General features: G+C 40.9%; 16 protein-coding genes and 1 pseudogene. 6 read left to right on the top strand and 11 right to left on the bottom strand.

The features are described from left to right. The first annotated feature begins 4 nt into the window (after positions 1–4). The 4 genes from RAM70_RS01795 (at position 5) to RAM70_RS01780 (ending at position 3411) form a co-directional block, all read left to right on the top strand. Complete coding sequence (locus RAM70_RS01795) at positions 5–433, top strand: ATP-dependent zinc protease family protein (protein WP_312672043.1); 429 nt, start codon at positions 5–7, stop codon at positions 431–433. A gap of 445 nt (positions 434–878) precedes the next feature. Next, positions 879–1802 (top strand): restriction endonuclease, encoded by a 924-nt coding sequence (locus tag RAM70_RS01790; RefSeq protein ID WP_312672042.1) that lies wholly within the window; start codon positions 879–881, stop codon positions 1800–1802. 73 nt (positions 1803–1875) lie between these two features. Further along, positions 1876–2457 carry a phycobiliprotein lyase gene (locus RAM70_RS01785; RefSeq protein ID WP_159250212.1) on the top strand — a complete coding sequence of 194 codons (582 nt, stop codon included), beginning with the start codon at positions 1876–1878 and terminating at the stop codon, positions 2455–2457. A gap of 201 nt (positions 2458–2658) precedes the next feature. Beyond that, positions 2659–3411, top strand: a complete 753-nt coding sequence (locus tag RAM70_RS01780) for a phycobilisome rod-core linker polypeptide (RefSeq protein WP_312672041.1) — start codon at positions 2659–2661, stop codon at positions 3409–3411. A gap of 89 nt (positions 3412–3500) precedes the next feature. Here RAM70_RS01780 and mnmA read toward each other — a convergent pair whose 3' ends face one another. Further along, on the bottom strand, positions 3501–4559 hold the full coding sequence (mnmA, locus tag RAM70_RS01775) for a tRNA 2-thiouridine(34) synthase MnmA (RefSeq protein ID WP_312672039.1): 1059 nt from the start codon (positions 4557–4559) through the stop codon (positions 3501–3503). 102 nt (positions 4560–4661) lie between these two features. Between mnmA and RAM70_RS01770 the strand changes: the two genes are divergently transcribed. Beyond that, positions 4662–5306: a hypothetical protein gene (locus RAM70_RS01770; RefSeq protein ID WP_312672037.1), complete on the top strand. Its 645-nt coding sequence runs from the start codon at positions 4662–4664 to the stop codon at positions 5304–5306. A gap of 299 nt (positions 5307–5605) precedes the next feature. On the opposite strand, the gene RAM70_RS01765 is transcribed toward RAM70_RS01770, so the two are convergent. From RAM70_RS01765 to RAM70_RS01720, 10 genes and pseudogenes are all read right to left on the bottom strand, one after another. Beyond that, on the bottom strand, positions 5606–5839 hold the full coding sequence (locus RAM70_RS01765) for a hypothetical protein (protein WP_312672035.1): 234 nt from the start codon (positions 5837–5839) through the stop codon (positions 5606–5608). 22 nt (positions 5840–5861) lie between these two features. Further along, positions 5862–6878 carry an IS4 family transposase gene (locus tag RAM70_RS01760; RefSeq protein WP_288016859.1) on the bottom strand — a complete coding sequence of 339 codons (1017 nt, stop codon included), beginning with the start codon at positions 6876–6878 and terminating at the stop codon, positions 5862–5864. 73 nt (positions 6879–6951) lie between these two features. Then, positions 6952–7356 (bottom strand): IS630 family transposase, encoded by a 405-nt coding sequence (locus RAM70_RS01755; protein WP_312672033.1) that lies wholly within the window; start codon positions 7354–7356, stop codon positions 6952–6954. Between the two features lie 11 nt (positions 7357–7367). Then, the gene (locus RAM70_RS01750) at positions 7368–7859 is read right to left on the bottom strand and encodes a helix-turn-helix domain-containing protein (protein ID WP_045359021.1); all 492 of its coding nucleotides are present in this window, start codon (positions 7857–7859) and stop codon (positions 7368–7370) included. Between the two features lie 39 nt (positions 7860–7898). Then, a pseudogene (locus tag RAM70_RS01745) lies at positions 7899–8384 on the bottom strand (IS630 family transposase); the annotation flags it as partial. After that, positions 8330–8770, bottom strand: a complete 441-nt coding sequence (locus RAM70_RS01740; protein WP_312672026.1) for an IS630 transposase-related protein — start codon at positions 8768–8770, stop codon at positions 8330–8332. The gene RAM70_RS01740 and the pseudogene RAM70_RS01745, both read right to left, overlap by 55 nt. Before the next feature lie 235 nt (positions 8771–9005). Then, positions 9006–10187, bottom strand: a complete 1182-nt coding sequence (locus RAM70_RS01735; RefSeq protein WP_045358595.1) for a transposase — start codon at positions 10185–10187, stop codon at positions 9006–9008. A gap of 163 nt (positions 10188–10350) precedes the next feature. After that, the gene (locus RAM70_RS01730) at positions 10351–11328 is read right to left on the bottom strand and encodes an alpha/beta fold hydrolase (RefSeq protein ID WP_312672029.1); all 978 of its coding nucleotides are present in this window, start codon (positions 11326–11328) and stop codon (positions 10351–10353) included. A 61-nt stretch (positions 11329–11389) separates the two neighbouring features. Further along, positions 11390–11956: an IS630 family transposase gene (locus RAM70_RS01725; protein ID WP_080754277.1), complete on the bottom strand. Its 567-nt coding sequence runs from the start codon at positions 11954–11956 to the stop codon at positions 11390–11392. 11 nt (positions 11957–11967) lie between these two features. After that, positions 11968–12459, bottom strand: coding sequence for a helix-turn-helix domain-containing protein (locus RAM70_RS01720; protein WP_045359021.1), 492 nt, complete (start codon positions 12457–12459; stop codon positions 11968–11970). Positions 12460–12717: 258 nt separating this feature from the next. Here RAM70_RS01720 and RAM70_RS01715 point away from each other — a divergent pair, with 258 nt between their 5' ends. After that, entirely contained in the window at positions 12718–14151 is a 1434-nt protein-coding gene (locus RAM70_RS01715) for an IS4 family transposase (RefSeq protein ID WP_312675771.1), read from the top strand. Positions 14152–14348 lie beyond the last annotated feature (197 nt).

The raw sequence follows: 14348 nt of genomic DNA, 5'->3' as shown, positions 1-14348 counted from the left end.
ACGGATGAAACCCGATAAAATCATCATCGGTTGGCGAGAATGGCTCGATTTACCTGATTTAGGCATTACCAAAATTAAAGCCAAGATTGATACAGGCGCTCGCTCCTCGGCCCTACACGCTTTTCATCTTCATCCTTTTCGAGATGGCGATCGCAATTGGCTGCGCTTTCAAGTTCATCCCTACCAAAAAGATAGTCACCACACTGTCACCACTACCGCAGAAATCCTCGAATGGCGACGGGTAAAAAATTCCGGGGGTCAAAGTCAACTACGTCCTGTTATTAGAACAAGTGTATTGCTTGGCGGTCGTCAATGGGCGATCGAATTAACCTTGACTAATCGCGATGTCATGGGTTTTCGGATGTTATTAGGACGAGAGGCCCTGAAAAAGGGCTTTCTTGTCCATCCGAATAAGTCTTTTTTACTGAGTTAAGTTATAGCGTTTTTCAGTCTGCTGAGGTACAAAAGTTATGGGTTTTAGGCAAAAGGCAAGAGGCAGAAGGCAAAAGTTAAGAAAAATAGGTGTACCTCACTAGCTTAGGAAACGCTTTATATTCAGTTATCAATTATCAGTTATCAGATGTGAGTTTTTAGTTCACTGTTTACTGAGCACTAAAAAGGCTTTTCTGGGAAGTGGGGAATTAGGGAAGTAGGGAGTGGGTTTTTAAAGTTCGATTGGGAGTTATAGTCATTTCAATTAAGATTGAGAATATCAATCCCAGAGTTCATAAGGGTTTTGTCGGTCTAGACTGTATCAGACTTATCTGAAATGACTATAATCGCACTATTAAAAACAGATTTGGTATTATTATCTATCTAAATACTTGGAGATTGTTGCTGTATAATTGTGATGACTGCCCCCGCTCTTCCGCCGAACTATGCCCATTCCCGATTTTCAATCGATTATGTTGCCTCTATTAAAAATACTTGCAGATGGCAAAGTTTATAAATATCGAGAAATTCTTGAAGCCTTGGTCAGAGAGTTTCAAGTCACGGAAGCGGAAAGAAAAGAAATGCTTCCCAGTGGACAACAAGAAATTTTTGCTAATCGAGTCGGTTGGGCAAAAACCTATTTAAAGAAAGCGGGATTAATTGACTCACCCCAAAGGGCAACTTTTGTAATTTCTGAGAAAGGAAAAGAAATCTTATCTCAAAATCCTGCTGGAATTGATACCAAATTTCTCAGACAGTTTCCCGAATTTAAAGAATTCAATCGAGTCAATAAGCAAAATGAAACTATTACTCTTGAAAGCAATTTATCAACTTCTGATCAAGAACAAAATCCCGAGGAATTACTAGAAAACTCCTATCAAGAAATTCGTCAAGCATTAGCAACAGACTTACTTTTTATTCTGCGAAAATTATCCCCAGATGCTTTTGAAAAATTAGTAGTAAAATTACTGGTAAAAATGGGTTATGGTGGCTCGATTAGAGATGCTGGTAAAGCCGTGGGTAAGAGCGGTGATCAAGGGATTGATGGGATAATAAAAGAAGATAGACTCGGTTTAGATATAATCTATATTCAAGCCAAAAGATGGGCTGATAATAATGCCGTTGGTCGTCCAGAAATCCAGAAATTTGTCGGGGCATTAGCGGGACAAGGAGCCAAAAAAGGTATTTTTATTACTACTTACTATTTTACCAAAGAGGCTTTAGAATATGCCCCCAGAAATGAGATAAAAATAGTGCTGATTGATGGGGAAGAATTAGGTCAATTGATGATTGATTATAACTTAGGTGTATCGACCCAAAAAATCTATGAAATCAAGAGAATTGATCATGATTATTTTGGGGATGAATGAGAGAGAGGGGGACAAGGGTTACAGAAAACAACGATGGCGTTAAAATAGATGGAAAAAATAGAGGATAAAAACTATGGACGGGATGACCTTTTTTCAGAAAAGTGCGGGACAGTGGAAATCTCAGCGCACCACCCATCATTTACCCTTTCGACGCTCAGAAACTGGCGATTCCGAGATTTATGTGGAAGCTTTAAGCGCCGATAACCCGAAAATTATCGCTATCTGTGAAATGCACGAAGTCGATCCCGCTAAGACTGTGGGGGGTGCCTTTGTCAGTTGGGATGGTTCGATGCAGTGGGACAAAGAAAACGAAAATCATCAAGGAACCACCGTTTTTGCGCTAATTCCTGACGAAGATAATCCCCAAGCTGGTGTTCTGTTGCGGGAGCGAGGTTATGCGGAAATCGTTCCCGTGGCGGGCCGTTATCACATTGATGAACAGGAAGGTTTAGTCTTAATTACAGAATACGAAACTATGACCTCGATCGAGCGTTTTTGGTTTGCCGATGCCGATTTACGTCTCCGCACTAGCACAGTTCAACGTTTTGGCGGTTTTAATACGGCCACTTTTTGTGCTGAATCCCGCAATCAGTCATCGGAGTCAGTCTCTAGTGATTCCCCCGAACCATCATCCTATTCGATTAGTGGCTGGTAAATTCAGTTATCAGTTATCAGTTATCAGTTATCAGTTTTTTTCTGCCATCTCCCTGCTCCGGCGCTCCCCAACACCCTGGATGGTAAGCAAGTTTTCTTAACAATTGTAAGAATTTTTAATATTTCTTTTCTAGTTGGCACCTACTCCCTTATCATTAGGAGGAAAGTTTTTAAGCATTTCTAAGGATACGGAGGTTTACCCTTGGCCATTCCTCTTTTAAATTACGCCCCCAAGTCCCAAAACGTGCGGGTAGCTGGTTATGATGTCGGTGGAGACGAAAAACCGAAAGTTTACACGACGGAAAATGTCCTCTCCCCTGGCGACCTGGACGATTTAATCGAAGCCGCTTACCGTCAGATTTTCTTCCATGCCTTCAAATGGGATCGGGAACCCTTCCTCGAATCCCAATTACGCAATGGACAATTATCGGTGCGGGATTTCATTCGTGGTTTACTGTTATCGAAAACCTTCTATAACAGCTTCTACGAGAAAAACAGCAACTATCGCTTTGTCGAACAGGTAGTACAAAGAGTTCTCGGTCGCGATGTCTATAGCGAAAGAGAAAAAATTGCTTGGTCGATTGTCGTTGCCACCAAAGGGATTCAAGGTTTTGTTGATCAACTTCTCAACAGTGACGAGTATCTGCAAAGCTTTGGTTATGATACCGTTCCCTACCAACGTCGCCGCACCCTAGCCAGCCGCGAAATCGGTGAACGTCCATTCAACATCACCTCGCCTCGCTACGATGGCTACTATCGTGGTATTTTGGGCTTCCCTCAAATCGTTTGGCAGAATGCTGTCCGTCGCTATGTTCCCCAAGATCAAAAACCCAAAGCTGGCGATCCTTCCAGCTTCTTGGCTATGGCCCGGGGTCTCGGTAGCGCCAAAGGAAATCCTGTACCAAGAGTCTCCGCTATGAATATTAACATCGAGGCTTCTGTACCCCGTCGTTAATTTTTAGCTCAACTTGCCGGGGAGAGTCCCTAATTGGCAGAATGACCCCCGAACCATAATCAGGTTATTTTGTGAATTGGTGGCTCTCCCTATGGGGTTGCTCCTGAGATAATCCCCCCACCGAGAACGATTTCCCCTTCATAAATTACGGCTGCCTGGCCCGGGGTGATGCTAAATTGTGGTTCATCGAAAACCAGCTTCACTTGATTATTTTCTAGGGGAATAACATTGACGGGAACGGCCGGAGAACGATAACGGACCTGCACTTGTGCGCGGATAGGGGTGGTGGGTTCGGCAATAGAAACCCAGTTCATCCGTCCGACAAGACAAGCGGCACTAACGGCACTTTCGCGATTACCGACGATAACCCGATTCATGACGGGATCCAGTTTGACCACATAGAGGGGTTCGGCGGCGGCGATGCCGATGCCTTTGCGTTGTCCGATCGTATAATGATGGATACCGCTATGTTTACCCAAAACTTTGCCCTCGATATCGACGATATCGCCCTCACTAACGGCGATATACTTATCTAAGAACGATCGCATAGTTCCGTGAGCTTCAATCAAGCATAAATCCTGACTATCGGGTTTATCTGCCGTTTTTAAGCCGAATTCCTGGGCAATTCTGCGGGTTTCTGCCTTGGTTTGTTCTCCCAAGGGAAATAAAGTCCGACGCAGTACATCTTGAGTTAGATCATAGAGAAAATAGGATTGATCTTTATTGTTATCGACGGCGCGCAGCAGTTGATAACGGTTATTTTCCGGAGAAAAAAGAATTCTAGCGTAGTGACCGGTGGCAATAGTATCCGCTTCTAAGGTTTCCCTAGCATAATGCAGCATCGGTCCAAATTTTACCGCTTTATTGCACTGAGAACAGGGCAGCGGTGTGATTCCCGCTTCGTAACCGGAAACTAGATAATCAATAATTTCTTTTTGGAAAAGCTCGCGACTATCGACGATATGATGGGGAACCCCCAACTGCTCACAAATAAAGGCCGCATCTACCATACCCTCGGAGCAGCATTGACCTTTACCCTTCATTAACCACAGGGTCAAGCCAATAACATCATAACCTTGAGCGTGTAAGGCGGCAGCGGCGACAGAGCTATCTACTCCCCCCGATAGACCGACAACAACTTTTCCCATAAACCTTGTAATGATTTTTAACCAATATACTTTCTAGACTAGCATCTCCTCCTTTAAAATTTGGACATGGTGTACCCAAATCTTGTGTGAGGACAAGCTAGTATGATGAGAACAAACCTACTGTTTTTCTCGGCTTTATTTTGGTTAAAAGTCGGTATAATCGCTCAAGCAACGCTGCTGCTAAAAGCAAACTTATCTTTTGCCCAGAATGTTTATCCCAGTCGTCGTTTGCCCCCACCGCCGGCGGTGAGACAACCAACTAAACGTTCAGACAGTCCCAGTGCTGTTAATTGTTCCCGATGTCCACCCTTAAATTTGCTCCCGGTTAATTCTCCTTCAGTTCACCCCCCAGTGGCTGCCCCAGTTTCCAGTAATCAACCCCTGAGAGAATACGTTTTTCAAGCCCCCGCTCCCGTGCGTCCTGCCGATGCTACGGTGATTAATAATAATAATCGTCAAACTGTCAATCCACCGGCACCCACACCTGAAAATCGCGCCAATAAACCCCCTTCTCCCCCACCACAGCAGCGGGTTATTGCTACTAATCAACTCTTTCGGGTTGAAGTTCAGAGTAATAGTGCAGAAGCGTTGGCAAAAATTCAAGAAATTGAACCCCTCGCATTTATCCGCGCGGGAGAAAATGTTATTCAAGCGGGGTTATTTCAGCAACAATACCAAGCAAAGGAAAGAGTACAAGAGTTAACTAAACAGGGTTTTAGCGCCCAGATTATTACCCTCAATAATTAGTAAAGTTAGGGTTGAGAATATTAATAATAATCCGGGTTCAGGTCTGGGAATTATCCCTAAGTCTCCTTAACCCTTGCCCTGCTGCGGGTTAATAAAACCGCTTGTAATACTAAATCCTGTTTAAAAGGTATAGGAGAGTGGGGAGACACAATATTAATTAAAATTATCAAAAATTAATTTTGAGGGCAAGTTCTTAAGTAGCTAGACACAATTAATTACACATAAGTAGCTGGTTATAATTAAATTAAAAATGGATTTTAGGTTCGATCCCCCCTGCTCCCCTTGATAATACCAATTCTCTAAATACCGACTACAGATAAAGCCTCAAGAATATAAGCACGTCCTGTAATCGAAGCAATTACCTTCTGGGTCATAACTTTCAGTCTCTCGGTAATTAATTCTCTTAATTCATCTAAAGAAGCTGGTAATTTCCATCTCAATCCCTTCTTTAAGTATTGCCAAATCTGTTCAATTGGATTGGATTCAGGGCAGAAACGTTGAATCCTGTAATAAAACTTTACATTGACAAGCATAATACCCCTATAACATCAAATTTTAAATTGAATAGACAATCCTCCGGAACCAGTGTACATAGCTAATATGTTGACACATGAAACTCTGTAAATAGCGCAGTTTGTCTAATAAGCTTTTCCCAAATCCTTCTTCAATATCTATTAGCTGTAGAATCAGATAAGCGATAATGCAACTATAGATCTGTAGGCGGATTCCGTTCTCGTTTTTAGTGATTAGATTATCCAACTTTAGATGCATTTTTAAAAATTTCCACAGCAGTTCTATTTGCCATCTTTGGATGTAAATTTCGGCAACTTCTTCATTACTAACTGCTCCTTCTCCTTCTAGAGGTAAATCTGTCGCCAGCCGAAATTCTGTTTGACTTTCTAGGTCGCAAAAAGCGACTACTCTTACTTCTATTTGTCTTTTATCTTTTCCGAGTTTACACTTGCCATTTTCGAGCATCTCTAGGCTAATATTATTTTTCACTCTCAAGACAAAATGCTTGTCACTACTCTCTAATAATTCGGTGATTCTTTGATTAGACGCAAATCCTCTATCCATTGCTCCAACTCCATTTACAGGAATTGCTTCTATCGTTTTTCCTCCTTCTTTTGAGTCATGACCTTGACCAAAATGGATGAGTATTCCGACCACCTCTGTTGTGATACTATTAAGACCAGAGAATAGTTTTACTTGATGCCATCCCTGGGACCATAGTAATTTACTGGTTAAGCTAATTATTGTTGAGTCAATAGGAAATAAAGCTCGCGCATTCTCTATTCCTTTTTTGGCAACTAAACGCTTATTTAATTCGACAATGACTTTCTCAAATGGACTTGTTTCTCTAATTTTGCTTGCCTTAGAAAATGTGGATAAATTTACATTAATTCCTTGAAGTACCATTCTACTGCATAAGTCCCTCATACTGACGATGCTTTTATCTAAAGCAAAACCAATCCAACAGGACAAAAATGTAAAAGTATCTAAAGCGGGGTAGTCATTTTTAGGCAGTGGTTTGAGAAGCTCTTTTATGAGTTTTGAAAAATTCGTCATCAGGGCAAACTCCCTATTGTGAGGGGAATAAGTTGTCTAGATTCTATCTATAATAGCATTTTTTTTCTGACTTTTCTCAACGTTCAACACTTCTGGATTCAGGGCAATAGGGCGGTTGAAATATCAGTATAATGTTGTCGGGAATTTTTAACTTTTTCGCCTTATGAAATCGAGCATTATCTAACTGGATGATTAAAATACTATCGGCAAAATGTTCAGCAACTAACTCTAAAAATATCTGAAAACATTGACTGTTTAAATGAGTGAATTCGTAAAAAAAATGCTCTCCTGTCTTCGGCTCTACCACTCCATATATATAAGTTGCTTGAAATTTCCACTGCACCTTCCCATAAGGTTTTATCCCTTTTGCTGTGATTTTTCTGCCACTGATAGTCTTCAGTCCTATTCGAGTTTCATCTTCACATAAAAAGCGAATTTTTCCCTCTAATCCCATCATTATCATTGCCACCCAACTCAGCATTGCCAGGTTTTCTAAGAAGTTTTTTTAAAATACTCTAACCTTTCTTCTGACTGCTCTAGGCTTTTTGGTCTCGCTATTTTTGGTGACGCTTTTAGTCTATAATATACTAATTTATGAACGGTTTTATACTTTGCTTTTATCCCTATTTTTTTCTCTAACCATTCACAAATCTCGACCTGACTATCAAACCCTTGGTTTTCTTTTAATCTTTTTTCTAAGGCTTTTTCTGCCCATTGGGGAACTTTTCTTGGTCTTCCTGTACCCACTTTTTTCGACAATAATTTTTCTAATCCCCCTTGACGGTATTTTCCTACCCAATCTTGTACGGTGACTCTGTTTCTCCCGATCATTTCGGCGGCTTCTGTCACCGTTTTTGCCTTTTTTGTCTTTAATAAGTACAATACTTGTATTCTTTCTTTTCCTGAACCAGTTTTTTCTTGTCTGAGCAGTTCCTTGAGTTCTGCTTCGCTTTCTCTGATTTCTATCTTAGAAACTCCTGCCATATTTTTCCTTTAACTCTACTATGGCATAGAACGAGTTAGTTAGGACAGATGCCTGAAGGCTTTACTCACAGCATCCACAAGGTTTTCACTATCATTGATAATCTGACTAACATAGTTTTTCAATCTAGCCCAGAACTTTTCAATTTTGTTGAGGTCTGGAGAATAGGCGGGTAAAAATAGCACTTCACATCCCGCTTTAGCTAACAATTTTTTGATTCTCTCTTTGGGATGAAAACTGGCGTTATCAATGATGATAATTTGACCGGGTAGTAGTTCGGGTAATAGCAATTGTTCTATCCACTCACACACCAACTCTGTATTACAGTACCCCTCAAACACCATTGGCGCGATCGTGGAACCACGCCACCAACCGCTGATCACACTAACTCGTTCGCTACAGTGACCTAACTTTAAAGCCTCAAATCTTTCTGATTTGTGACAATATCCATAAGGATAATCGATGGTGTTATCTATTCCAGCTTCATCAATATAGACAAATCTTTCCGGGGCATAACCTCTGATTTTTTGGAGAAACTCTTTTCGGGCTTCTTCATCTCTTTCTCTGTAGCCATAAGTTTTTTTTTTCTAGTAAATCCAATTCTTTTGAGCGCTTGACCAATTCTCATCCTACTGACTGGGTTAGCCCATTTTTGCGCCATTTTTTCTTGGGTCAAATGCCCATATTGTTCGGCCAACTTTTGAAAGGCTTCTAAATCGTCAATTTTGGGCTTCGGCCCTCGACGATAGTTAGTTTTAGCGGCCACCGTCCCAGTTTGTTTCTTCCGTTTCAGCCATAGGTCTAATGTATTACGACTAATATTGAGGGTGCGACAGACATGGCTTTTTTTCTCCCCTCGCTCTACGGCACTCACTGCTTTCTGTCTTAAATCATCACTATAGGGTGCTGCCATGAAAGCTTCTCCTCATTTCTTTTTCTCTATTATGTCCTAACTATCCCGCTCTTTGCTATAAGATGATATTCTACACTATTTGTAGTCAGATTTTGGAGAATTGGTATAAGGTAGGGTTGATTCATGAATCAACCCTACCCTTGATAAGGGTGGTGTCTGATAATTTTTAACGCCTACCTACTTATCTAACTATCCTGACTGACGGACACATTTTTCAATACAAAGACAAGTACTGTTATGTGAAAGCCTCAAACTCCTGAATAAAAGAAAAGGTAATTTTGCCATAATAATCCTGACGAGCTTTGCGAGAAGCAAAACAGGGAAAAGGGTCAACAGAAAATAAGTGGTCAAGTCGCAAGAAGGGACGCGCCTTATGAACAACTCCCGCCAGCCAACGTAAACCAATTTTCAAATAACTCAAACCACGCCGAAAATGAGCATCAACCTGACGGCGAGAGCCAGATTGTTGAACCGCCATGCCAGTTAAAGTAGCAAAGAGAATAGAAATGGCAACAATGAGATAGAGACGTTCTAAACAAGCAGCAGAGCGAACACGAGAATGTTCCCAGTCAAAAACGCCCGATTTACTGTCGAGAAAGAGATGTTCAATGGGAAAACGAAGACCATACTGCCAGAAGGTGTCAAGGGTAGGAGGTTCATGGCTCAGAATTGCCCAATTATCCTTAACCCCTGGAACAGAGGCTAAAGCAAGATGAGCAGTGATTCTAGCCTCCTGCCAGACTTGAACGTTGCGATAAAAGCAGGCTTGCCGTTTGGGAGGATAGAGTTCTCTGACCTCATAGCCAAAACCCCGACGGCGAACACCGTAAATGAGGGTATCGCAAGGTAAGCGAAGACACCAATGCCAAGTATTTTTCCTGAGCCATTGAATTAATTGCTGATTGGCAAAGCCTCGGTCGGCTAACAGCATGACATTCTCAAAGCCCTGAAGATAGCCTTTGGCTCTGTCCAACAAGGGTTCGTATTTCTCAAAAGCTAGGCTGGCACTACCATGTTCTAATCCCATCCACATCAAGGGGACGGCTCTCCCCCCGCAGACCACCGCTAGATAGACAAAGCAGTATTGATTCCACAACAGAGTGGTATCTATTGCTAGATAAAGTCTTTCCCCCTTCTCCTTCCAAGTCTCGATGGCTTTCAATATTAAGGGGATGTATATCTTTTCCACCGCTACTCTTCCATTCTGGCAAAAGCGATTCCACCGTCTCTGATAACTATTGGCTTGTTCGGCTCTGCTTTGTACAAAGGGTTCCCATCTGGCTTGATTGAGACTTTGACTACTGAGTAGGGCTGTCACCATCCAACTGAGGACGGTTAAATGTCTTTTATCCACAAATCGGCTTCCTTGTTCTAGATAGGAATAAACTTGGGAGAAGATTCTGTTCTCGGTTTTCATCTTGTAGGGATTCTTGCTTTTTCCCTATCTACCCAGATATTTTTCTTTTTGGCAACCCTTGTCTTGTCAGGTTTTGACCCACTTGTGTCCGTCAGTCAGCTAACTATCTCTTGCCTGTTGCCTCTTGCCTATCCTAAGCAAGAAATTAATTTTACCCTATTACTTAGCACACAGAGTTAATTTTGTCAAGCAAAATTCTGATCGCATCGATCATCACATCCGGTTGATCCATCCAGACAAAATGGCAACTTTTATCCGCTTGTATTTCTATAAAATCTCCGGATAACTTGCCTAATTCTAGGTGCATCTCCTCCCGGAGCCTGTTGGCACTTTTGAGGGGAATAAACCGAGTCCAAAGGGAAGGTTTAAAAAAAGAATTAGCTTTAATACTAACTATCGGTAAATTACCGAAATTGTTAGCCTCACTCACCTGACGAGCGCTTTGGTCGAGATTAAGCATTTCTCTACTCATCGTCATCCAGTGTTTAGCGCGACAGAAAGAACGCTTAACTCGATGACAAGAATCTGGGGAAAAGCGACGTAATTCTGGTTTTAATAATTCAAAAACTCCTAGAACTTTCAAAACTCGGATAATGCCTAAAATTGAGCCGATAATCGACATCCAAAATCCCGAGATGAAAAATAATTTTAATGCCTTTAATGCTGGCGACATTTTCAGCATTCCCTTCTCGTGTAAACCATCGGTGAGTACCAAACCTACTACTTTTTCTGGGAACAGATGAGCATACAGTCGAACATTATAACTGCCAAAAGAATCACCAACTAAAATATAAGGCGGTTCTATTTTTGCTTGGGTTAGTAATTTATCTAATTCCTGAACAATTTGGTAGCTATTTCGTGGATGGGGACTAGGATCACTCCAACCATAACCCGCTCGATCATAAATACAAACCCTAGCTAATTGTGACAATTCTTCTATCAAAAAATATCCCTCAATTCCTCCTAAACTATGGTCAATAATAATAGTGGTACTAGCCTCTCCCGCTAGACAAAAATGTAGGCGATATTTACCCAGATTAATCAAATTACCTGGCGGTGCTTTTTGTTCTTCTAACCAAACAGATAACGTCTGATAAACTGTCGTCGCTACTAGGAGAATTACTCGAATTGATAAAGACATAACTACACCTCTTGTAAAAATAAAAAATTCTTGTGGTTGCTGGAGAAGTAATACCAATTCTCTAAATACCGACTACAGATAAAGCCTCAAGAATATAAGCACGTCCTGTAATCGAAGCAATTACCTTCTGGGTCATAACTTTCAGTCTCTCGGTAATTAATTCTCTTAATTCATCTAAAGAAGCTGGTAATTTCCATCTCAATCCCTTCTTTAAGTATTGCCAAATCTGTTCAATTGGATTGGATTCAGGGCAATAGGGCGGTTGAAATATCAGTATAATGTTGTCGGGAATTTTTAACTTTTTCGCCTTATGAAATCGAGCATTATCTAACTGGATGATTAAAATACTATCGGCAAAATGTTCAGCAACTAACTCTAAAAATATCTGAAAACATTGACTGTTTAAATGAGTGAATTCGTAAAAAAAATGCTCTCCTGTCTTCGGCTCTACCACTCCATATATATAAGTTGCTTGAAATTTCCACTGCACCTTCCCATAAGGTTTTATCCCTTTTGCTGTGATTTTTCTGCCACTGATAGTCTTCAGTCCTATTCGAGTTTCATCTTCACATAAAAAGCGAATTTTTCCCTCTAATCCCATCATTATCATTGCCACCCAACTCAGCATTGCCAGGTTTTCTAAGAAGTTTTTTTAAAATACTCTAACCTTTCTTCTGACTGCTCTAGGCTTTTTGGTCTCGCTATTTTTGGTGACGCTTTTAGTCTATAATATACTAATTTATGAACGGTTTTATACTTTGCTTTTATCCCTATTTTTTTCTCTAACCATTCACAAATCTCGACCTGACTATCAAACCCTTGGTTTTCTTTTAATCTTTTTTCTAAGGCTTTTTCTGCCCATTGGGGAACTTTTCTTGGTCTTCCTGTACCCACTTTTTTCGACAATAATTTTTCTAATCCCCCTTGACGGTATTTTCCTACCCAATCTTGTACGGTGACTCTGTTTCTCCCGATCATTTCGGCGGCTTCTGTCACCGTTTTTGCCTTTTTTGTCTTTAATAAGTACAATACTTGTATTCTTTCTTTTCCTGAACCAGTTTTTTCTTGTCTGAGCAGTTCCTTGAGTTCTGCTTCGCTTTCTCTGATTTCTATCTTAGAAACTCCTGCCATATTTTTCCTTTAACTCTACTAAGATGATATTCTACACTATTTGTAGTCAGATTTTGGAGAATTGGTATAAGAATGATTAAGTAGCTGGTTATAATTAAATTAAAAATGAATTTTAGGTTCGATCACCCCTGCCTCCCTTGATAAGGCTATCCATTAGTCACATCTTTCTTAACAAAAAGAGAAGAAACTTAAAAAAAGGGGAAACGATTGATAGGTATAGTTTTGAAAGAAGGAATCAAGGTGGAGGTAAGCAAAAAAATGGAGAAATGGGCAGCCCAAGAACTACAGTATGCAGACCTAGGAGACACCAGAAGAAAGAAAAGGTTAATCAGTATCGTGGAAAATTTGGCCAGTCAACCTAGTACAAGTGTGCCACAAGCTTCGGGAAATCTAGCCGCAGCGAGTGCCACCTACGACTTTTGGAATTCCCCCTATTTTCACCCCTCAGATCTAATTGCCGCCCAAGCCAAAAGTACAGTAGAAAGAATCAAAGAACATCCAATAGTTTTGGCAGTTCAAGACACAACAAGTTTAGACTTTACGACGCAAAAAGCCAAAAAAGGCATGGGTTATCTAGATTGTCAAACATCCTTTGGTCTCAAAGTTCATACCACATTAGGAGTGTCACCGCAAGGAATACCTTTAGGACTAATTAATCAATATGTCTGGGCAAGAGAAGAAAAGAATTTAGGGATGGCCAAGCAACGCAAAAAAAGAGAAACCCAAGAAAAAGAAAGTCAAAGATGGTTAGATTCTTGGTCAGAAACACAACAACAAATACCCGAAGAAATTCAAGTAGTAACAATCGGAGATTGTGAAGCAGACATATTTGATTTATTTGCCCAATCAAGAAGTCCTAACTCTCATTTATTAATCCGAGGAACTCATAACCGAAAAGTTAACTATCTCGAAGACAAGCAAAGGTCAGGGCATCCAGAGCCTAAATATTTACATCAATCCATCAGAGAAATAAAAGCCTGTGGTAGCCTAGATGTGCAAGTAAAACGCAATCCTAATCACGAGGCTAGACTAGCTAAACTAACAGTTAGATTGGCCAGTTTTGAAATACAAGTACCTAGCCATCACCCCAAGGCGAACCCTCGTCAACCTGTCAAATTACAGGTAATTTTAGCCGAAGAAGAAAATCCTCATCCCGGAGTTAATCCTATCAGTTGGCTCCTCTTAACTAGCCTAGACATTAGTAGCTTTGAATCGGCGATAACCTGCGTGCGCTGGTATAGTTATCGCTGGTTGATAGAACGCTATCATTTTGTTTTAAAAAGTGGTTGTGGATTAGAAAAACTGCAATTAGAAACGGGTCGGAGAATTGAGATGGCCTTAGCTACCTATTCAATTGTAGCTTGGAGATTACTCTGGTTAACCTATCAAGCACGCTTACACGGAGAGGAGAGTTGTGAAAGTTTTTTGGAAGAACATGAATGGCAATCTTTGTGTGCCACTATTCATAAAAAGAGTCCGCCACCTGAAAAGCCGCCCTCCTTTAGGGAAGCGGTCAGAATGATTGCTTCTCTTGGGGGGTTTTTAGGTAGAAAAGGTGACCCTTCGGCTTCTCTCAGGGTCAACGGTGAACCTGGTGTTAAAACTATTTGGTTGGGACTGCGAAGGTTACATGATATCAGCCAGACTTGGAAACTATCTCATCAAATTAGTTCCCCCATAGAACCCCCTTGAGCCATCTTGCACACTTTTCTCTTTTTGTCAAATTTTATGTTAAGAAAGATGTGACTAATGGATAGCTTGATAAGGGGGGTGTCTGACAACTTTCAACACCTACCTACTTAATCATCAATTAAATGGTGAGCAGCAGCAGTGATTAAAAGAGAGCGCCAGCATTGCAGCCAAAATATAATACAAATGAACGCTTGACA

Source organism: Microcystis wesenbergii NRERC-220 (assembly GCF_032027425.1).
Taxonomy (GTDB): Bacteria; Cyanobacteriota; Cyanobacteriia; order Cyanobacteriales; family Microcystaceae; genus Microcystis; species Microcystis wesenbergii_A.
Note: the sequence above shows the minus strand (reverse complement) of the source record. Positions and strands in the feature narration are given on the sequence as shown.